Here is a 21,884-nt window from a genome sequence, read left to right on the forward strand (position 1 = left end):
TGCTCCGGCTACCGTTTTATAACGCTATAGCATAAAACAGACGGAGAAGATAAGTGAAAACAGTAGATGATTTTTTAAATGAGCATCCTGATGAGGTATCGAAATATAATCTGGACCCTCTTAAGCTATCAGAAAGAGACAAGCTCAGAAACCGATGTAAGGAACGTAGTCTGTACCTTTTGGAACGTGCTCCTAAGACTGAATTAAAGCTAAGAGAGAAGCTTTTAAGTTCAGGGAAATATGATGAAGAAATCGTGGATGAGACCATGGATTTTCTCAAAAAATACGGCTATGTGGATGATCTGAGATTTGCGGAGCAGCTTATAAAACAGTATTCCGGGACGAAGTCAATACGAGAGATAGAACAGAAGCTGTATCAGAGAGGTGTGGAGCGGAATTGCATAAAGCAGGCTATGTCCGCATTTAAAGAAGACGAGGAGCTTTCCGGTGATTCCGAGCTGAAAGCAGTAAAAGCTGCTATAAGAAAAAAGTGCAGAGACACAGAAGCTTTGAATCCGGACAGTAAAAGAAAACTCTATGCATCACTTATGAGAAAGGGTTTTTCCTACAGCACGGTTACAAAGGCACTTTCCATAGATGAGGATTTCTAAAGTGGGAAAAAGGGAATTAAAAAATAAAAAAACGGAATCAGCGATCCACGACAGGTTTATCATTCTGACGGGACTTATACTTACAGCCATGGAAATATGGAAGCAGCTTACACTCTGGCTGGTGGAGTTCGGAGGAAAATATAATGTGTGGTACTTTCCGTTTCAGCTTTGCTCCATGCCCATTTATATCACTATACTTTATGGTTTCCTTATGGGATTTAAGAAAAGCAAACGGGTGGACCCCGACAGCGTGAAAAAGATACTGCTTACATTTCTTCAGGATTACGGATTTCTGGGAGGAGTCATGTCTCTTATTGTTCATGATGGACTCATACATCCGGGATATGTACTGCTGACGCTGCACGGATTTGTGTGGCATATACTTCTTGTGATTTTGTCTTTGTATATATCCATAAACAGGCTTTCACTTCCGGGATGGAGAGGCTTCCTTAAAACGGTTCCTCTGTTCGGAAGTTTTGCGTTCCTGGCGGAGCTGATAAATGTGCTTTTACACAAGTATGGTGACTGCGATATGTTTTATATTTCTCCTTATCACATCAGTTCACAGCCGGTTTTTTCTTATATAGACATGATAGCAGGCAGAGGAACGGGGATAGCTGTATATCTGTGTTCGGTTATTATAGGTGCCCTTTTTATGCATATGTTTCTGGAAAACGCAAATAAATTGTTGACAATCTAATTTAAGTTGTGTACAATCTAATCATGAATTAAATATAGTATTTAAATTTTTCGGGTCAGAGAAATCCCGATAAATGTAAACATCCCGATGATGTGTATTTCGTCGGGCTGACATTCCAAGACATGGAGGATCAGATATGTATGATGTAATCATTGTAGGAGCCGGTACTGCCGGACTATCGGCGGCCATATACGCAGTCAGGGCCGGAAAGTCAGCACTGGTTATTGAAGCAGCCTCATACGGCGGGCAGATTATTAACACACCTGATATAGAGAATTATCCGGGTATTGCTCATATCTCGGGCTTTGATTTTGCTACAGGACTTTACAATCAGGCAAAGGATCTTGGAGCAGAAGTTAAATTTGAAAGAGTTACTGAGATAGCTGACGAAGGAAGCATTAAGAGAGTCAGAACTTCTCAGGGCCAGTATGAGTGTAAAGCTGTCATTCTGGCCACAGGAGCAAAGAATCGCCCCCTGGGACTTCCCAATGAAAAGGAACTGGTGGGAAAAGGGGTTTCCTACTGTGCTACCTGTGACGGAATGTTCTACAGAAACAGAGTCGTTGCGGTAAACGGAGGTGGAAATACTGCTCTTGAGGATGCCCAGTTCCTTTCAAACTATTGTTCAAAGGTGTACCTGATACACAGAAGAGACAAGTTCAGGGCTGATGAAAAGGAAGTTGAACGCTTAAAGGCAAAGGATAATGTTGAATTTGTGCTGAACAGCACCATAAGTAAGCTTAACGAAGATGAGACAGGACTTGTATCCATCGATGTTACAGATAAGAACAGCGGTGAAACAAGAAACATAGAGGTTTCCGGTCTTTTCGTAGCCATAGGTCAGTCTCCGGATAACATTGCCTTTGAAAATGTGGCTGAACTGGACGAAAAGGGCTACATAAAGGCCGGTGAGGATATGAAGACCGGAACAGAAGGAATCTTTACAGCGGGAGACTGCCGTACAAAAACAGTAAGACAGCTCACAACTGCAGCATCAGACGGAGCTACTGCTGCACTTCAGGCATGCGGATACATTGATTCCCTTTCATGAATCTTTATTTAAGGAAGAGAATCATAGGAAAAGTAAATTTATATTAAACATTTAACGGCCTCCGGAAGGAGGAATTCAGGAAAAGGAGAAAAGAAATGGCAAATATTTTTGATATCAGGGTTTTGGATAAGGATAAAAACGAAACAACACTTGAAGCATATAAGGGAAAAGTTCTTCTTATTGTGAACACAGCAACAGAGTGCGGATTTACACCACATTATGAGCAGTTACAGGATATGTATGAGAAGTATCGCGACAAAGGACTTGTTGTTCTTGACTTCCCTTGTGATCAGTTCGGACATCAGGCACCCGGAACAGAACAGGAGATAGCAAAGTTCTGTTCAAGCAGATTCGGAGTAAACTTCCCGATGTTTGCAAAGATTGACGTAAACGGTGAGAACGAGACAGAGCTTTTCAGATTCCTTAAGGAAGCTCAGGGCTTCAAGGGCTTTGGAGAGGGACAGCAGGCTGACTTCATGAAGGATTTTGTGGGAAAGGCTCATCCTGACTATGAAAGCACATCAGATATCAAGTGGAATTTCACAAAGTTTTTAGTGAATCGTGAGGGAGAGGTTATTGATCGATTCGAGCCTACCATGGATATGGCAGAGGTAGAGGAAAAGGTTGCTGCAGTGCTCTGATGGAACAAAAAAGTCCTTTGTTTTATACGAATCAATACATATTTCCATATAAAATAAGGATTTATAGAAATTTAATTGCAAGAAAATTGGTAATGTGATAATATATCGGCGTTTTCGAGAGATTTGCATAACAAATTATGTGTTGTGCCGAAACCACATTCGGAGGATATGATGACAGATAATTATGAGTCATTGAAAATAGAAAATCAGTTATGTTTTCCGCTCTATGCGTGCGCCAAAGAGGTTGTCAGACGTTACAAGCCGTTTTTGGATAAAATCGATCTTACATATACACAGTATATAGTTATGATGGTTATGTGGGAGAAAAAGCGGGTAAATGTTAAGGAACTGGGAGAAATACTTTATCTTGATTCCGGTACTCTGACACCGCTCCTCAAGCGTCTTGAAGCCAAGGAACTTATCAAGAGAGAGCGTTCTCATGAGGATGAGCGTGCGCTTGATGTAAGCATTACCAAAAAGGGTGAGGAGCTTAAGGATAAGGCCCTGGAGGTTCCGAGAGAGATGGGCAGCTGTATCAAACTGTCAAAAGAGGAAGCTGCTACATTATATAATTTGCTTTACAGAACCCTTAACTGTGTTGAAGAGTCCATGAGATGATTTAAGAATGTGAAATGCCGTTAAATCCTTGATTTAACGGCATTTTTTCGTGCTTTTTGGAGCTTGGGGACACACGCCTTTTTATTGACAGTGAATGGTATTTTATATAAAATATAGTGGTTAAGTTAATGATTATATTGTTGGCAATATAAAATTATATATAAATGGAATTGGACGGAGCTTAGTCGGAAAACCGGCGTTTATGGCTTTTTTACATATCTGTTTGTACATTAACAACAAAATAGTGAAGGAGGTACACAAGGTGTCCCCAGTAGTAATTGCTGCTGTTATAGCAGTTGCTGTTGTTGCGGGTGTCATCATGTTTATTGCTGGTCAGAACAAAGCCAAGTCCGACTACGAAAAGGTGGTGGGTTCCGCTGAACAAAAGTCCAGAGAGATCATTGATGATGCTATCAGAACGGCTGAAAATAAGAAACGTGAAGCTCTTCTTGAGACAAAGGAAGAAGCATTGAAAGCAAAGAATGATCTGGATAAGGAGATTAAGGATCGTCGTAAGGAAGTATCAGATCTTGAACACAGGATGCTGAAGAGAGATGAGGCTTCGGAGAAAAAGGCGGCAAATCTTGAACAGAAGGAGCAGGAGCTCCAGAAGCGTCAGGAGAAGATCAACAAAAGAGAAACTGAGGTTGAAGAACTTCATAATCAGAAAGTCACTGAGCTTGAAAGAATTTCAGGTCTCACCAGAGATCAGGCCAAGGCAGAACTTCTTAAGTCATTGGAAGAGGATACAAAGCATGATTATGCTATGATGGTCCGTGAGCTTGATAATCAGGCCAAGGAAGATGCTGAGAAGAATGCAAGAAATTATATTGTGGATGCAATTCAGAGGTGCGCAGCGGATCAGGTTACTGAATCAACGGTTTCCGTTGTACAGCTTCCGAACGATGAGATGAAGGGTAGAATCATCGGACGTGAAGGACGTAACATCCGTACATTGGAGCAGCTTACAGGCGTTGAGCTCATTGTTGATGATACACCGGAGGCAGTTGTTCTTTCTGGATTCGATCCTATCAGACGTGAAGTTGCAAGAATTGCTCTTGAGAAACTCATAGTAGACGGACGTATCCATCCGGCAAGAATTGAAGAGGTTGTTGAGAAGGCCCAGAAGGAAGTAGATGAAACTATCCGTGAAGAGGGTGATGCAGCTGTGCTGGAGGTAGGAGTACACGGTCTCAACCCTGAGCTTGTCAAGCTTCTTGGACGCATGAAGTTCAGAACATCTTACGGACAGAATGCATTGAGACATTCGGTAGAGGTTGCTCAGATTTCAGGATTGCTGGCAGAAGAGCTGGGACTGGATGTGCGTATGGCAAAGAGAGCCGGGCTTCTCCATGATATCGGAAAAGCTATTGACCATGACGTTGAGGGTACTCATGTACAGCTTGGTGTTGAGCTTTGTAAGAAGTATCATGAGCCGGAAATAGTTATAAATACTGTTGCCTCCCATCATGGCGGCACAGAGCCCACTTCTCTTATAGCATGCATAGTCGCTGCGGCAGATGCTATTTCGGCTGCAAGACCAGGTGCGAGACGTAAGTCACTCGAGACTTATACAAATCGTCTCAAGGAACTTGAGGATATCACAAACTCTTATAAAGGTGTTGAGAAGTCTTTTGCGGTACAGGCCGGAAGAGAAGTTCGTATCATGGTAGTTCCTGATCAGGTATCAGATGATGATATGACTATCATGGCACATGATATGGCAAAACAGATTCAGGATCAGATGCAGTATCCGGGAGTTATAAAGGTAAATATCATTCGTGAATCAAGAGCCGTGGATTACGCAAAGTAATTAAGTTTAAAACAGTAAACGGATAAACAGGTCTGCTCGCCTTGCGGCGCGGCAGGCCTGTTTTTTAGTGATAATGAGCCTGGTGATTGGCTAATGTTGAATACAATCATATTACTTTTTATCAAACCATTGCCTTTTTATTCACTGTTTGATAAAAAGAGTTGTATAAATGAGGAGACCCCGGAAGGCTTTCGCCTAACCGGGGCAATTATGAAAAATTTATATTGGAAAAATAACCAAGAATAGAAGTTAAAAAGCAACGTGTTTGTTAACTTTTTACTATATTTAGAATATAGTATTGAATTATGAACAAATTATGAATAATTTTTTTACAATATGTAAATTATAAAAAGTTTCTAAAAATTGGTGTTTTTGATAATTACAGTTAAAGACAGGAGGACTTATGGCAAAAGAAAAAAACAAGATACAGCATAACACAGAACGGGAAGTGCTGGTAACCGGTCACAGGAATCCGGATACAGATTCAATCTGTGCAGCTATAGCATATTCAAGGCTTAAAAACAGGATAACGAAGTCAGAGAGATACATTCCCTGCAGAGCCGGTGATCCATCAAGAGAGACTGCCTTCGTCCTTGACTATTTCAAGGTTCCGGAACCAAGGCTCATTACATCTGTAAAAACTCAGGTTTCCGATATAGAGTACAGAAAAACACCGGGTGTAGACAGAGACATGTCTCTTAAGAAGGCATGGACCATGATGAATGAGGATAATCTGGTTACCCTGCCGGTGCTTACTTCCTACAATTCACTTGAGGGTGTTATAACCATCGGTGACATAGCGAAATCATATTTTAATGTCTACGATTCCCACATCATTTCCAAGGCTCACACCAAGTTTGCCAACATTCAGGAGACACTGGAAGCAACTGTGGTGACAGGAGACATGAGCCGCTGCTGTACTGAGGGTAAGGTGCTCATCGCTGCCGCAAATCCTGAGATGATGTCGTATTATATAGAAAAGCATGACATAGTTATTCTCGGAAACAGAGCTGAGAACCAGCTTTCAGCCATGGATAACGGTGCAGATTGTATCATTATCTGCGAAGGTGCCAATGTTTCTCCCACCATCAAGAGTCTTGCCGAAGCAAACGGCATGATCATCATGGTAACAAGCTATGACGCATATACGGCTGCCAGACTTATCAACCAGTCTATGCCTATTAGCTACTTCATGACTACAGACGGCCTTATAACCTTTACAGAGGATGACTATGTAGATGACATGAGAGATATCATGGCATCCAAGAGACACCGTGATTTCCCTATCATGGCAAAGGACGGCACTTATCTCGGCATGGTATCCCGCAGAAATCTCCTTGGAAATCATGGAAAACAGGTTATCCTTGTTGACCACAACGAGCCGGGACAGGCTGTGGAAGGTATAGAGGCTGCTGATATTCTTGAAATCATCGATCATCACAAGATCGCTACAGTTCAGACCATGTCTCCTGTATATTTCAGAAATCAGCCCCTCGGATGCTGCTCAACCATCATTACCCAGATGTATAAGGAGAACAACATCGAGATCGACAAGCAGACTGCAGGACTTCTTATGTCGGCTATCATTTCCGATACATTGCTTTTCAGATCTCCTACCTGTACGCCTCTTGATGAGAAGACAGGAAGAGAGCTTGCGGAAATTGCAGGTGTGGATATCGAGAAGTACGCTTTCTCCATGTTCTCGGCAGGATCAAACCTTAAGGGAAAGACTACAGAAGAGATATTCTACCAGGATTTCAAGCACTTTACTGCCGGAAAGATCGAATTTGGTGTCAGCCAGGTGACAAGTCTCAACAAGGATGAGCTTGAGGCGATGAAGGACGACCTTGAGAATTTTGCAAACAAGGCACTCAAGGTAGAGGGTATTGATATGAGCTTCATCATGCTTACTAACATCCTTGACAGAAGTACCGATCTTTTGGCTGTGGGTCAGGGAGCAGGTAAGCTTATTGCCAATGCTTTCGGCGTGGAACCTGTCAAGAGAGAGAACAGTGAAGGCAACCTGGAGGACTGCTGGTCAGTTGTACTCTCGGGAGTTGTTTCCAGAAAGAAGCAGCTTGTACCACCTCTTACTCTTTTCGGAGAACAGATGTAATATTGTTCCGTACAGTGCCGGTCTTTTGGGCGAAAACCCAGGGGGCCGGCATTATAAACATATTATTGGCAGCTGGGAATCTGCTGACTTATTAAACTTCGGAGGACATTACTTTTATGAATATCACAATGATAGGGATGCCGGCCTGTGGAAAATCCACAATCGGCGTAATGCTGGCAAAAAGATTCGGTATGAGCTTTGTGGATATCGATATTCTGATTCAGGAAAAGACAGGAAAGCTTTTAAAGGAAATCATAGCTTCGGAAGGAAATGATGGATTTCTTAAAATAGAAGGAGATATCGCGGCAGAACTTAATGTGAAAAACTCAATTATCGCTCCGGGAGGATCAATTTGCTATGAAGACTGGGCCATGGAGCATCTTAAAGCTATAGGCAGGGTGGTTTATCTCAAGATCTCATACGAGGAGATGGAGAAGCGTATCGGTAATGTTGTTGACCGGGGAGTCGCTATTCCTGAAGGCTATACTCTGAGGGACCTCTATAATGAAAGAACTGCCCTCTATGAGAAATATGCGGATGTCACTATAGATGAAGCCGGAAAAACTCCGGCTGAAATAGTCAATGAGCTTAAACTGTGGCTGGAGAAACTGTGATGCCCGGGAGGATACATTTTGGAGGAGAATATTAAGAAACGCCTTGTTATAGGAATACTGGCTCATGTTGATGCGGGAAAGACGACATTGTCCGAAAGTATCCTTTTTGATGCCGGAAAAATCCGGAGTCTGGGACGTGTGGATAACGGTAATGCTTATCTGGATACAAATCATATGGAAAAGGAAAGAGGAATCACCATCTTTTCAAAGATGGCAACCTTTGACCTTAAGGATATAGAGGTATCCCTGCTTGATACTCCGGGACATGTGGACTTTTCCGCGGAAATGGAAAAGACTCTTTCGGTGCTTGATTATGCCATACTTGTAGTGAACGGAGCCGATGGAGTTCAGGGGCATACGGAGACACTCTGGAAGCTGCTTGAAAGGTACGGCGTTCCTGTCTTTATCTTTGTGAACAAAATGGACCAGCCCGGAACGGACAAGGGAGTGCTGCTGGAAAATCTGGAAAAGCATTTTGGAAATGCCGCAGTGGATTTCAGTGATGCGGGAGTATATTCCATGTCTGAAACTCTGAAGGAAAACATTGCCATGTGCGATGAGCGTATCATGGAAAAGTATCTTGATAAGGGCGAGCTGGATCCGAAGGATATCAGGAACATGATTTGGGACAGGAAGCTGTTCCCTGTTTATTTCGGATCTGCCCTAAAAAATTTCGGAGTTAAAGAATTTCTGGAGGGGATACACACCTTCACGGAAATTCCGCTTTATCCCGATGCTTTCGGCGCAAAAGTCTTTAAAATAGCCAAGGATGATTCCGACAGAAGACTTACCTATATGAAGATAACAGGTGGAGAGCTAAAGGTAAGGACTGAGATAGTTCCGGATGAAAAAGTATCTGAAATAAGAGTATACAGCGGTTCGAAATATGTTAATGTGGACACCGCGGAGGCAGGCACGGTATGTGCGGTTCTTGGAGTCGGAAGTCTCAAAACAGGAGATGTACTTGGATGTGAGCCAAAGGGAAAAGAGATGTCACTGAAGCCGGTTCTGGACTATCAGGTGATTTCAAAAGATGTGGATTCACAGGAACTATACAGAAAGCTGGGCACCATCTCGGACGAATTTCCGGAGCTTCATATAAGCTGGGACAATGCTTTAAAGGAGATACACGTTCATCTAATGGGTGAAGTACAGATAGAGATCCTGAAAAGAGTTGTGAAGGAACGCTTTGACCTAGAGCTTGAATTGGGAGAAAGCAGGATACTCTATCTTGAGACTATAGCGGAACCGGTACTGGGTGTTGGCCACTTTGAACCCCTTAGACATTATGCCGAGGTACATTTGCTTATGGAGCCCCTTCCGAGAGGCTCGGGTCTTCAGTTCCGGGCAGACTGTTCAACGGATGATCTGGCGCTTAACTGGCAGCGACTGGTACTTACCCACCTTAGAGAAAAGGAACATGTGGGGGTTCTTACCGGGAGCGGTATAACGGATATAAGATTTACTCTGGTGGCCGGAAGAGCACATAACAAGCATACAGAAGGCGGTGATTTCAGAGAGGCAACCTACCGTGCTGTAAGACAGGGACTCAGAAAAGCGGTAAATGTTCTCCTTGAGCCGTATTATGCCTTTACCCTTGAGATACCGAAGGATTTTGTGGGAAGAGCCATGACGGATCTTTCCAACATGAATGCTAAATTCAATCCTCCTGAAATAAAGGGTGACAGTTCGGTCATAGTGGGAACAGCCGCTGTAAAGGCCATGAGGGACTATCATAAGGATGTTATGGTTTACAGCAAGGGAAGAGGTCATCTGTTCTTAAGGTTCAGCGGCTATGATAAGTGCCATGATGCGGAGGAGGTTATATTTAACAGCGGCTATGATCCGGATGAAGACATACTGAATCCAAGCTCTTCTGTTTTCTGCGCCCATGGATCGGGATATATCGTTCCGTTTGATCAGGTGGAAAGATATATGCACGTGGAATCACCTGTAGATGTTTATGAAAATACGGAGAAGAGAGATTTTGAGACTGATGCTGTCCGCATGGAGCGAAGTCAGGAAAAGAAAAACGAGCGGAAGTTTAAAAACAGCGGTCAGTATATAGCGGATCAGGAGCTTGAAGATATTTTTATACGTACCTTCGGACCTATAAAAAACCGGGCCAAGGAAGTTAATCTTGCCAGCGCAAGGACCATAAGAGCAAAGGAAAAAGAGGCCAATAAGGCTGAGAACCGGCGTGAGATAAGGACCGTGGAAAAGAAAACAGAGTATCTTCTTGTGGACGGATATAACATCATATTTGCATGGGATGATCTTTGTGATCTTGCAAAAACCAACCTTGACAGTGCAAGAGGGAAGCTTCTTGATATAATGTCCAACTATGCGGGATTCACCGGAAAGTCGGTCATCGTAGTATTTGATGCATACAGGGTGGCAGGACATCAGGTGGAACAGATAAAGTATCATAACATCTATGTGGTCTATACCAGAGAAGCCATGACTGCGGACGAGTACATAGAAGAAGAGACCCATGAACTGAAAAAGCAGTATAATGTGACAGTTGCCACCTCTGATAAGGTGGTTCAGGTCATAACATGGGGAAAGGGTGCTGTTATACTGAGTGCAAAAAATCTTCTGGAAGAGGTGGAACGTACCGTTAATACCTTAAGAAGAGAGCATCTTGACAAAGATCCCATGTCCGGACATATAGGAACAAAGCTGGATATACCTTCGGGAAAGGAAGAATAAAAGGTTATCCGGAAAGGATGTGAAGGGAGTATGCTGAATAAAATATGGCTGAGACTATCCATAGACAAAAAGGTCAAAAGCTTTGCTCTTGTGGTCGTGGTCATCATACTGGTATCATCGGGCTTTTCCATGCTTACCATGAGCTTTTCTCTGAAGGACTACAGCGAAATACTTGATGATAATAAGATATGTCAGGAATTTATGAATGCTATGGAGTCTGAGGGTAATGCTTTTCATGCCTATATTGCCCAGCGGTCTGACATCAGCAGAGATAATCTTAACAGTGCCATGGCCCGTACCGAAAAAAGCGTCAATGAGCTTCCGTTTGATTATGAGACCATTGGCTCAGAAAGATATGCCCGCACCTGGAATATCAAAAGCGCTTACCTGCAGTACAAGGAATTCAGGGATGATATGATGAGCATAGGAGTCAATAAGCCTGGATTTGTCAGCCGCTTAAGTGAATACAACAGACGGGAAAAGTATCTGGAACAGTATTCAAGACGACTTTTGCAGCTTACTGTTGAGGCGGGGTCCGATATTTATACGGACAAACTCCCCACCTTCAGGATGCTTCCCTTCCTGCTGGCCAATTTCACCCTTATAATGCTTTTCATAGTGTTCAGCGTAAGCCGTGCCATGACTGAATCCATAGTTGTACCCGTGCTGAAACTGTCTCAGGAGGCAAGACGCATAGGGCAGTCTGATTTCAGCGGGGAAGACATCAGCATAGAAAATCAGGATGAGATAGGAGATCTGGTGAAGATCTTTAACGGTATGAAGCATGCCACTGAGGACAATATCAATACCATTCAGGAAAATCATCGTATGACTGAGCTTCTGCAGCAGGAAAAGATGGAAAATATCGAGATGGAAAAACGTCTTGATATGAACAGACTTGAACTTCTGAAGAGTCAGATAAATCCCCATTTCCTGTTCAATACACTTAATATGATCGGATCCATGGCGGAACTTGAGGAAGCTGATACCACGGTAAAGATGACTCACTCTCTGGCCCAGCTTTTCAGATACAATCTCAGCACCAAGGAACAGGTGGTGCCCATAGAATCCGAGCTTATGATAGCTGAAAATTACATGTACCTGCAGAAAATGAGATTCGGCAGCAGGGTTCAGTATGAGCTTGTGAGACCGGAGGATATAAGCGGTATAAGCATACCCTCATTCACCATGCAGCCTTTGGTGGAGAATGCCATAGTTCACGGAATCTCCAAAAAGGAGCAGGGTGGGAAGGTGAGCGTAAACATCAGCCTTAAGGATGCCGGAATGGTGGAGATAATCATCTCCGATGACGGACTCGGAATGAAAAAGGAAGTCCTGGACAAGCTTTTGGAGAGATTGAGAGATCCGGAGGAGAACCGCACCGCCAAAATAGGAATCGGTCTCGGAAATATTTATAGACGTATAAATACGCTGTATAAAGGGAAGGGCGGACTTGAAATTCAATCAGAGGAGGGAGCTGGCACCAGAATAGTTCTGAGTATCCCTCAGGAGGCAATTTAATGTACAAAATACTTGTGGCAGATGACGAGAATATAGAGAGAAAGGTTCTTCTCAAAAAATTACGGACTAAGTATGAAGGAATAGCATTGATTTATGAGGCAGAGAATGGAAGGGAGGCTCTCAGCAAATACAGAGAAGAAGATGTGAAAATCCTCATACTCGATATAGAGATGCCGGGCATAACAGGACTTCAGGCTGCGGCGGAGATAAGAAAGGAAGATAAGGATGCGGTTATAATATTTCTCACAGCCTTTGATGAATTCAGCTATGCCAAAAAGGCGGTATCGGTACATGCACTTGACTATCTTCTGAAGCCTTATGATGAGAAAGAACTGTTCCTGTCTGTGGATACAGCCATGCATTATGTGGATGAAATAAATCAGGGAAAACTCAGGTCACTGCCGGTGATGGAAGGAGAGACCCCGAAGCAGGATCCTCAAATGCCGGAAAAAGATGTCCGGGAGCCGGAAAACCCATCACTGAGGAACGGACAGAAGCTAATGATGGATTATGTGGAAAAACACTATATGGAGGATGTGTCGGTTCAGGATATAGCAAAAGCACTTAATTACAGTGAGGCATATTTTTGCAAGCTTTTTAAACAGCAATTCGGAACCAATTTTATATCTTTTCTTTCGGAGTACAGGATCAAGAGAGCGAAGGAGCTTCTTTCCGGAACCCATGTCAATATAAAAGATATAGGAAGAACTGTGGGATATCCGGATTCCAATTACTTTGCCAAGGTTTTTAAACGTATCACAGGAAGGAGCCCTTCTGAATACAGGGCGGATTACTATTCTTAAATATGAAAACAAAAGCGTATCTCTTTGCTTCTTCAAAGGGATGCGCTTTTGTTTAATCTGCATACTTATCACAGGGATTAATGACAAAAAAATAACTAAACAGAAATAATGCACAAATAACCGGGCTATAAGTTGTGCAAACTGTAAGTAGTGAATAATAAAATTCGTCAAGAAGTTAAAATTCTTCTACAAATCCAAAAAATTTACCATCGAACAATGTAAGTGCTTACCATATAATTTTAACAGATAAACAAAGTGCCTTGGAGATAAGGCATAGGTTGAATATTGGAGGAAGTAAAGTATGAAGAAGAGAATTTTAAGCTCAGTTCTGGCAGTGACGATGGCAGCTACAGCCCTTACAGCATGTGGCGGTTCACAGAAGCCGGCAGAAACAGCTGCACAGACACAGGCAGCAGAGACAAAAGCTGCAGAGACTAAGGCAGCAGAGGAGACCAAGGCAGCAGAAGAGACTAAGGCTGCAGAGGAGACCAAGGCAGCTGAAGAGACCAAGGCAGCAGAGGGCGGAGAGTACAAGGTGAATGAGGCAGCAGCAGCCGATCCTGCAGTAGTACTCACAATGGCTGAGGTTAATCCTGTAGATGATACAATTTGCGGAAAGATGGATAAGAAGTTCATAGAAGCTGTTGAGGCTATATCCGGCGGATCAATCACCATTGATCTTCAGGGATCCGGCGTACTCGGAGCTGAGTCAGACGTTCTTGATTCTATGCTCGGCGGCGGCGGAGACATCGATATCTCACGTATCTCAGCATTTGCACTTACCTCTTACGGCGCAAAGAAGTCAGTACTTCTTTCACTTCCATACACATTTGAATCAAGAGAGCATTACTGGAAGTTTGTAAACAGTGATCTCGGCAAGGAGATCCTTGATGAGTCAGAGAAGGAGGGCATCGGTGTTAAGGGCCTCTTCTATGGCGAGGAAGGTTTCAGACACTTCTTTACAGTAAAGGATAAGCCTGTTTCATCAGTTGATGATCTTAAGGGAATGAAGATCAGAGTATCCAACGACCCTATCATGGTAAAGATGGTTGAGGCACTTGGCGCTACAGCAACATCAGTTTCCATGACAGAGCTTTACTCAGCACTTCAGACAAACACTGTAGACGGTGCAGGTCAGCCTATCGTAAACTACGCATCAAACAGATTTGATGAGGTTGCTCCAAACCTTACACTTGACAGCCACACACTTGGTGCAATTGAGGTTGTTATCGCTGAGGATTCATGGAACAACAAGCTTACAGATAACCAGAGAGCTGTAATTGAAGAGGCTTCAAAGATCGCATCTGATTACTGCCACACAATCGCAGTTGAGACAGAGGCCAAGGTTCTTGATGAGCTCAAGGCTCGCGGATGCAATGTTATCGACATCAGTGACATGGCTCCATGGGAGGAAGCTTGTAAGGCTATCGCTGAGGAAAATGCACAGGGAGATCTTGCAGACGTATATGCACAGATCAAGGCTCTTGCATAATTCTGTAATCTTAATTCACAAAGCATGAGTTAAGGTGCTCTGCGACATACATATGTCGGGAGCACCTTTTTTAAGAGAGGTGGCAGTTAGTCTATGAAATCTTCGAACGCAGCGTCGGTTCTTGAAAAGCCCGGTTCTGACGTTTCAAAAACAGAAGGGGGCTCTATGGCAGCAATACTTGAATTTTTAAAAAGAGCAAAGCCTGTATATGACATGGTGTACAAAACCACCATGCTTATATGTAAGTTGCTTTTGGTGGCGGACATAATCATCATGACATGGGTGGTTATCGCCAGATATCTTACATTCTTCCCTGCACCGAACTGGGGCGAAGAAGTGATACTTACACTTATGGCGTACATGTCGGTTCTTTCAGCATCCCTTGCGATACGTCGCAATGCCCACATCAGGATGACGACCTTTGACCGTTATCTTCCGGTAAGTCTGGTGAAGTCTCTTGATCTTCTTTCGGATCTGTTTGTTATGGGACTTGCCCTTGTGATGCTGGTGGTTGGCTGGAAATATGCTACGGGAATCGGAGCAAAGGGAACATATATTTCCATGCCATGGCTCAGCAAGACATGGATGTATATGCCTATTCCTCTTGCAGGAGTAGCTATGATATTTTTTGAGATTGAGAGACTGGTTATTGATGTAGAACACATTCTTGATAAGAATTATGTTCCTGATCTTGGATTCGAACTTGACGAAAAAAAGGAGGATAAATAATTATGACAGCTAACACAATGGCGATAGCAGTTCTTCTGATATCCTTCTTTGTGATGATACTGCTTCGCTTTCCTATTGCCTATGCAGTTGCATTGTCATCTATCTTTTGTCTTACATATCAGGGTATACCCCTCAATACGGTTGCACAGCAGATGGTTAAGGGAATTTCTTCATTTTCCCTTATGGCGGTTCCGTTCTTTATCACCATGGGCGTACTCATGGGCACCGGCGGAATCTCGGAAAAGCTTCTGGATCTTGCGGATGCATGTGTGGGCTGGATGACCGGGGGACTTGCCATGGTAAACATCGTGGCTTCATACTTCTTCGGAGGAATCTCCGGTTCTGCATCAGCAGATACAGCATCCCTTGGTTCCCTTGAGATTCCTATGATGGTTGACAGAGGATACGATGTTGATTTTGCAACTGCTGTTACAATTGCATCTTCAGTAGAAGGAATGCTGGTACCTCCGTCACATAACATGGTAATCTATGCTACAACAGCAGGCGGAATTTCAATCGGTGCACTTTTCCTTGCAGGTTATCTTCCGGGAGCAGTGCTTGCTGTTTCTCTTATGGTAGGTTCTTACATAATCTCATTAAAGAGACATTATCCAAAGGGAGAACCTTTCTCTGTAAAGATCCTTTTCAAGCAGCTTACTACATCGGTTTGGGCTCTTCTGTCCATTCTCATTGTTGTGGTAGGTGTAGTGGCAGGTATCTTTACAGCTACAGAGTCTGCGGCCATTGCAGTAATCTACTCACTTTTGGTATCCCTCTATATCTATAAGGGAGTGACATGGAAGGGAGTCTGGAAGTGCCTCAATTCATGCATCGATACATTGTCAATTGTGCTTATTCTTATTTCCACATCTTCGGTATTCGGATATTGCCTCACAAGACTTCATGTACCTGATCTTGCCGCAAACCTCATCACCGGTGTTTCGGATAATCCTATAGTTATAGCTATTCTTCTTAACATCATCCTTCTTGTGCTTGGATGTATCATGGATATGGCGCCTATCATTCTTATCTCAACACCGATCCTCCTTCCTATTGCTCAGTCCATAGGAATCGACCCGGTTCAGTACGGAATCCTTCTGGTTCTTAACTGTGGTATAGGACTTCTTACACCCCCTGTAGGAGCAGTGCTTTTCATCGGATCAGCCATTGCCCACAGACCTATAGAAAAGGTGGTGGTTGCCATGGTTCCGTTCTATGCAATGATGGTTATCGCTCTCCTTTGCATAACATTTATTCCTGAAGTATCTCTCTGCATTCCGAAGCTCTTTGGATATGTTCAGACAGGAACGGGAATTCTTGCAGCCATGGGTTGATAAAGGAGACCTGATCAGCAGGTTTAATCATAGTTTGCTCACTTTTTTTCATAAAACTTCTCGGACAGGGCAGCGGAACAGTATTCCGCTGCCCTGTTGCTTGGTGAGTTTCACACAAAATAGTGGTAGAATGTTCGGTGATTAAGATGGTATCCGGAAAAAGGAACCATCGGCAGTTTCATCAGAAAGAAAACTATATGAATAAACATTTGAAATTAAGGATTCGAAGAATTACAGCTTTTTCTACAGCGGTGCTGTGCGGGATGATGACTTCGGGCTGTCATACCGCTTCCGGACAATCATATCCATTTGATAAAAAAGCAGAAATAAACCCTGACTATGTTTTTACCTATGCTGAGAATCAGACCAGCGATTATCCCACTACCCAGGCGGCCAGATATTTTGCCGGTCTTGTCAATGAAAAAACGGAGGGACGCATAGAGATAATAGTATATCCGGGGGCAGAGCTTGGAGATGAGGTTTCCACTATGGAGCAGATGAAGTACGGAGGTATAGATTTTGCCAGAGGCTCTTTGTCCAGTCTTGCAGATTACAGTCCGGAATCGGTGGTCCTTCAGATGCCGTATCTATATAAAAACGCAGACCATATGTGGAAAGTACTGGAGGGTGAAATAGGTGCGGATATAATGAAATCCTTTGAAGGCTCGGGACTGAAGGCCCTGGCATGGTTTGACGCCGGAGTAAGAAACTTTTACACCATAGATAAACCTATAAGCACACTTGAGGATATGAGAGGTCTTGAGATACGAGTTCAGGATTCGGCCCTTGCAAAGGACATGATAAAGGCTCTTGGGGCGACCCCGGTTCCCCTTGTATATGAGGATGTGGCAGATGCCCTCCAGACCCATGAAGTTGATGGGGCGGAGAACAACTGGTCCTCCTATGAGGCCATGAAACACGATGCTTATGCCCGGTACTACACGCTTGATGAGCATATGAGGATTCCTGAACTCCTCATCATGAGCGAAGTTACATGGGGAAAGCTTTCTTCCGGGGATCAGGATATAATCCTGGAATGTGCATTGGAAGCAGGTGACTATGAAAGGAAGCTCTGGAAAATGAGAGAGGACAGTTCCAGGCAGAAATGCATAAAATCAGGAACGGTGGAAATATCACTTTCCGACAGGGAAAAACAGAGGTTCAGAAGCGAAATGAATGAGCTGTATGAGAAGTATTGCGGTCAGTACATGGATATCATAGAAAAGATAGCTTCGGCTGCTTCCCTTGCGTAATGCTGTACCCGATGATATAATCTGTGAATTATGACAGCGCATAGCTGCAGGAAAACAAATTGAAAAAGTACGGATTACTACATAACCTGTACTTTAGACACTTTCAAAGTAAGAAGGTATATATATGTATCAGATTAAATTCGATGAGCCTGTACATGTTCATTTTATTGGTATCGGCGGTATATCCATGAGCGGTCTCGCAGAGATCCTTCTTTCGAGGCATTTTACTGTATCGGGTTCAGACAGCAAGGAATCCGGGCTTACAAAAAAGCTGGTGGAGGAAGGCGCTGTAGTGAACTATCCTCAGAAAGCCGAGAATATTACGGATGATATTGATGTGGTTGTTTATACCGCAGCTATCCATCCGGACAATCCGGAGTTTGCGGCTGCAGAGAAGGCTGGTATCCCCATGCTTACAAGAGCCCAGCTTCTGGGTGAGCTCATGCGTAACTTTAAGCAGGCTATCAATGTTTCCGGCACCCATGGAAAGACAACAACAACATCCATGATCACCGAGATCCTTCTTGAGGCAGATGCTGATCCTACAGTATCCGTAGGCGGTATGCTTAAGGACATAGGCGGGAATATCCGCGTGGGAGGTCAGGACACATTTGTTGTAGAGGCATGTGAATATACAAATTCATTTCTCTCATTCTTCCCGACCATAGAGGTCATACTCAATGTTGAAGCCGATCACCTTGATTTCTTTAAGGACATAGATGATATCCGTCACAGCTTCAGACTTTTTGCCGAGAAGCTTCCTGAAGACGGACTTTTGGTTATAAACAGCGATATAAAGCACTATGACTACTTCACATCAGGATTAAAGTGCAGATGTGTGACCTATGGTCATGATAAAGATGCAGACTACACCGCTAACTTTATAAGCTATGATAAATTTGCTCATCCTACCTATACACTCTTTTATAAGGGATCGGAGATAGCAAAGGTGGAGCTTGGAGTTACCGGCGAACACAATATTTACAACTCCATGGCAGCCATCGCCGTATGCAGAGATCTGGGAATCGAAATGGATGCTATACTGAGAGGTCTTCGCCGTTTTTCCGGAACAGACCGTAGATTCCAGAAAAAGGGTTCTGTAAACGGATTTACGATTATTGATGACTATGCTCATCATCCCCAGGAGATTGCCGCCACCATTGAAGCTGCAAAGAAGTATCCTCACAGAAAGCTCTGGATAGCTTTCCAGCCTCACACATACAGCCGTACAGCGGCGCTTCTGGACGATTTTGCCGGAGCCCTCAGCCAGGCTGATGAAATAGTGCTGGCAGACATCTATGCGGCCCGTGAGAAGAACACCATCGGAATAAGCTCCGATGATCTTCGGAAGCATATGCTGGAGCAGAATACCAATGTATACTATATTCCTGAATTTTCGGATATTGAGAAGTTTCTTCTTGAGCATGTAAAAGAGGGGGATGTTCTCATTACCATGGGTGCCGGTAATATTTATGAAGTTGGAGAGGATCTTCTCAGATTGCCCGGAGCGGTTGTTGAAGAGTGATAAATCAGATTTTTTTTATATTGAAGAGAAGCGGTATATCATGCCGCTTCTTTTTTTGTGTAATTTAAGAATAATCCACAAATGATGGATTCTCTTAAAAAAATGGTTAAAAAATGTGAAAAATTGGGACGCGGTGTAAAAATTGCCCATAAAATGACTATATTCGCACCACTATAAGTGCTTTTAAAAATAAAAAATAATTTCCATTCCACACAAAATCAAGGAATTCCACCGTCAAAATGTGGATAACTCAAGATTGTACTTTAAAAGTACAATTATATGTGGGGCTTGACATTGATATTGCGTGATATTGCAGATTGTATTTAGATTGTGGACAAACTAAAATGATTGTAGGACACTTGACTTTTTAGTAGTGCACATTATCCACAGCAATGTGGATAAGTATGGTGGATAAAGTTGTGGACTGGGCTTATTGAAGCCCCAATTTTAGTGTGTTAATATCTAGGCACTGATGAGGGAGCTATGTCTGTATTGCAGTACAGGCATGTTTGCTCCGTATGTTTTGGGGGTTTATGAGATGGGCACAAATATTGTTGATAATCTTGCAGTTCATGCGACATGCATATCGGATGACTTTTTGGATAAGTATCTTGGAACTGCCAATGGCGACTATATTAAGGTCTATTTATATATATTGAGACACAAGGGCGAGAAGTATTCCATTGAGGAAGCTGCGGATTCTCTTAATCTTACAGATAACGACATAGAGAGAGCTGTAAGGTATTGGGAAAAGCTGGGAGTGTTCAAGAATGCAGATGCGCCGGCAGTGACAAAAAAAGAAGCAGAAGATGAAGAAGAAAAAGAAGCTGCTATGCTCCGTATGGAGAGTCAGTTCATGAAAGCCGATGAGGCCATTGAGCAGCTTAGAGGCACTGTGGATGATATTCAGGATGATGAAGAGTTCAAGGGTATACTTTTTGTGGCCAAGCACATTCTTCCGTCACTGCCAAGTATCAAGCAGATCGAGGTTCTTGAGTATATGTATAGGGACCTTGAGATGTCGGCTGATGTGATAGAGTATCTCCTTGAGTATTGTGCCAGCATAAAGAAGACAACCTATAAGTACATGCAGGCGGTTGCCATAAACTGGCATGAGCAGGGGGTTGTAACATTGGAGCAGGCAAGGGAGCTGGTGAAGTCCTTTGAAGGAAAGGCAACAAAGAAGGCTGCACCAAAGCCTGTTGCAAAGACAAATAAATTTATAAATTTCACACAGCGTGCCGATGACCTTGATGGAATAGTACAGACACGTTTGCTGAACAGGATGAATCATGTCATTGACTAATGCACAGTACAATCAGATAATGCGGGTTTACGATGAGCGCCGGATGGAAAATAACAGAAATCTGGAGAACAGACGTAAGAAGGCATATATGAATCTTCCGGAGCTTAAGGCTTTGGAAGATCTGGTACGCTCGGAGTCATTAAAAACACTGCATCTTATGAAAGAGGGAAGAAAAGAAAAGCTTACAGAGCTGAAAGCTTCCATAGAAAAGATCGGTGAACGTAAAAGAGAGATCCTTTTGAGAAATGGTTTTCCGGAGGATTATCTGGAGCCGGGATACACCTGTCCGGATTGCAAGGATACCGGATTCATAAACGGGAAGAAGTGCCATTGCTTTATTGAGATGCAGATGAAGTATCTGTATCAGCAGTCAAATATCGACAAGATCGTAGAAAAGCAAAACTTTGATTATTTTGATATTAACCGCTACGATAATAAGGTTCCCATTCTTGCAGATGGAAGAACCAACAGAGATTATATGGCGGCGAATCTTGCATTTTTGAAGCAGTGGATAAGGGATTTTGATAAAAAGGGCGGAAGCCTCATGTTTACGGGCAGTACCGGAACAGGAAAAACCTTTTTGATAAACTGTATTGCCAAAGCCCTTATGGACAGTTTTCATTCGGTTATATATCTTACAAGTACAGATCTCTTTGAAAGCTTTTCCAAAGCCATGAAAAAAGATGATGAAGAACAGCAGGAAATTCAGGAAGCCATATTGAATTGTGATCTTCTGGTCATAGATGATTTGGGTACAGAATTAAATAACAGCTATACTACTTCAAAATTGTTCTATGTGCTTAATCAACGTATGGTTTTTCATAAATCTGTGATCATTTCCACTAATTTAAGTCTGAATATGATCAGAGATACCTATACTGAACGTATTTCTTCACGAATTATCTCCGATTATTGCATCATTCCTCTATACGGAAATGATCAAAGACTGTATTGACAGCAATCAAACGATGAAGTAATTTATCTAGTGGTTATCGGACAGATATTAGAAAAAATCTGTATTTTTGTTGATTAATTCGAAAATTTA

Annotated in this window: 18 protein-coding genes; all 18 read left to right on the top strand. The window is 43.0% G+C overall.

The window, feature by feature from the left end:
- The first annotated feature begins 53 nt into the window (after positions 1–53).
- The 18 genes from T515_RS04045 to T515_RS04130 all read left to right on the top strand — a co-directional run bounded on the left by T515_RS04045 (position 54) and on the right by T515_RS04130 (position 21,794).
- A complete protein-coding gene (locus T515_RS04045) occupies positions 54–611 on the top strand; it encodes a regulatory protein RecX (protein WP_036607862.1) in 558 nt (185 codons plus the stop codon).
- 1 nt (position 612) lies between these two features.
- A complete protein-coding gene (locus T515_RS04050) occupies positions 613–1,311 on the top strand; it encodes a TMEM164 family acyltransferase (RefSeq protein ID WP_051671415.1) in 699 nt (232 codons plus the stop codon).
- 136 nt (positions 1,312–1,447) lie between these two features.
- Positions 1,448–2,362, top strand: a complete 915-nt coding sequence (gene trxB, locus T515_RS04055) for a thioredoxin-disulfide reductase (protein WP_036607864.1) — start codon at positions 1,448–1,450, stop codon at positions 2,360–2,362.
- A 95-nt stretch (positions 2,363–2,457) separates the two neighbouring features.
- A complete protein-coding gene (locus tag T515_RS04060) occupies positions 2,458–3,003 on the top strand; it encodes a glutathione peroxidase (RefSeq protein WP_036607867.1) in 546 nt (181 codons plus the stop codon).
- 171 nt (positions 3,004–3,174) lie between these two features.
- Complete coding sequence (locus tag T515_RS04065) at positions 3,175–3,621, top strand: MarR family winged helix-turn-helix transcriptional regulator (protein ID WP_036607870.1); 447 nt, start codon at positions 3,175–3,177, stop codon at positions 3,619–3,621.
- 262 nt (positions 3,622–3,883) lie between these two features.
- On the top strand, positions 3,884–5,434 hold the full coding sequence (gene rny / locus T515_RS04070; protein ID WP_036607872.1) for a ribonuclease Y: 1,551 nt from the start codon (positions 3,884–3,886) through the stop codon (positions 5,432–5,434).
- A 403-nt stretch (positions 5,435–5,837) separates the two neighbouring features.
- Positions 5,838–7,550: a putative manganese-dependent inorganic diphosphatase gene (locus T515_RS04075; RefSeq protein ID WP_036607874.1), complete on the top strand. Its 1,713-nt coding sequence runs from the start codon at positions 5,838–5,840 to the stop codon at positions 7,548–7,550.
- 116 nt (positions 7,551–7,666) lie between these two features.
- Entirely contained in the window at positions 7,667–8,164 is a 498-nt protein-coding gene (locus tag T515_RS04080; protein WP_036607876.1) for a shikimate kinase, read from the top strand.
- A gap of 18 nt (positions 8,165–8,182) precedes the next feature.
- A complete protein-coding gene (locus T515_RS04085) occupies positions 8,183–10,876 on the top strand; it encodes a translation factor GTPase family protein (RefSeq protein WP_242839323.1) in 2,694 nt (897 codons plus the stop codon).
- A gap of 30 nt (positions 10,877–10,906) precedes the next feature.
- Entirely contained in the window at positions 10,907–12,397 is a 1,491-nt protein-coding gene (locus tag T515_RS04090) for a sensor histidine kinase (RefSeq protein WP_036607879.1), read from the top strand.
- On the top strand, positions 12,397–13,200 hold the full coding sequence (locus T515_RS04095; RefSeq protein WP_036607882.1) for a response regulator transcription factor: 804 nt from the start codon (positions 12,397–12,399) through the stop codon (positions 13,198–13,200). The genes T515_RS04090 and T515_RS04095 overlap by 1 nt, the downstream gene beginning before the upstream one ends.
- A 301-nt stretch (positions 13,201–13,501) precedes the next feature.
- The gene (locus T515_RS04100; protein WP_036607884.1) at positions 13,502–14,692 is read left to right on the top strand and encodes a TRAP transporter substrate-binding protein; all 1,191 of its coding nucleotides are present in this window, start codon (positions 13,502–13,504) and stop codon (positions 14,690–14,692) included.
- Positions 14,693–14,857: 165 nt separating this feature from the next.
- The gene (locus tag T515_RS04105; RefSeq protein ID WP_051671435.1) at positions 14,858–15,421 is read left to right on the top strand and encodes a TRAP transporter small permease; all 564 of its coding nucleotides are present in this window, start codon (positions 14,858–14,860) and stop codon (positions 15,419–15,421) included.
- A 2-nt stretch (positions 15,422–15,423) separates the two neighbouring features.
- The gene (locus tag T515_RS04110; protein ID WP_036607886.1) at positions 15,424–16,755 is read left to right on the top strand and encodes a TRAP transporter large permease; all 1,332 of its coding nucleotides are present in this window, start codon (positions 15,424–15,426) and stop codon (positions 16,753–16,755) included.
- Positions 16,756–16,952: 197 nt separating this feature from the next.
- Positions 16,953–18,008 carry a TRAP transporter substrate-binding protein gene (locus tag T515_RS04115; protein ID WP_051671436.1) on the top strand — a complete coding sequence of 352 codons (1,056 nt, stop codon included), beginning with the start codon at positions 16,953–16,955 and terminating at the stop codon, positions 18,006–18,008.
- Between the two features lie 124 nt (positions 18,009–18,132).
- Positions 18,133–19,533, top strand: coding sequence for a UDP-N-acetylmuramate--L-alanine ligase (gene murC / locus T515_RS04120; RefSeq protein ID WP_036607890.1), 1,401 nt, complete (start codon positions 18,133–18,135; stop codon positions 19,531–19,533).
- Between the two features lie 538 nt (positions 19,534–20,071).
- The gene (locus tag T515_RS04125; protein ID WP_051671416.1) at positions 20,072–20,839 is read left to right on the top strand and encodes a DnaD domain-containing protein; all 768 of its coding nucleotides are present in this window, start codon (positions 20,072–20,074) and stop codon (positions 20,837–20,839) included.
- Positions 20,826–21,794, top strand: coding sequence for an ATP-binding protein (locus T515_RS04130; RefSeq protein WP_036607892.1), 969 nt, complete (start codon positions 20,826–20,828; stop codon positions 21,792–21,794). Before T515_RS04125 ends, T515_RS04130 begins: the two co-directional genes overlap by 14 nt.
- Positions 21,795–21,884: the final 90 nt, after the last annotated feature.

Source organism: Oribacterium sp. P6A1 (assembly GCF_000702885.1).
Lineage (GTDB): Bacteria > Bacillota > Clostridia > Lachnospirales > Lachnospiraceae > Oribacterium.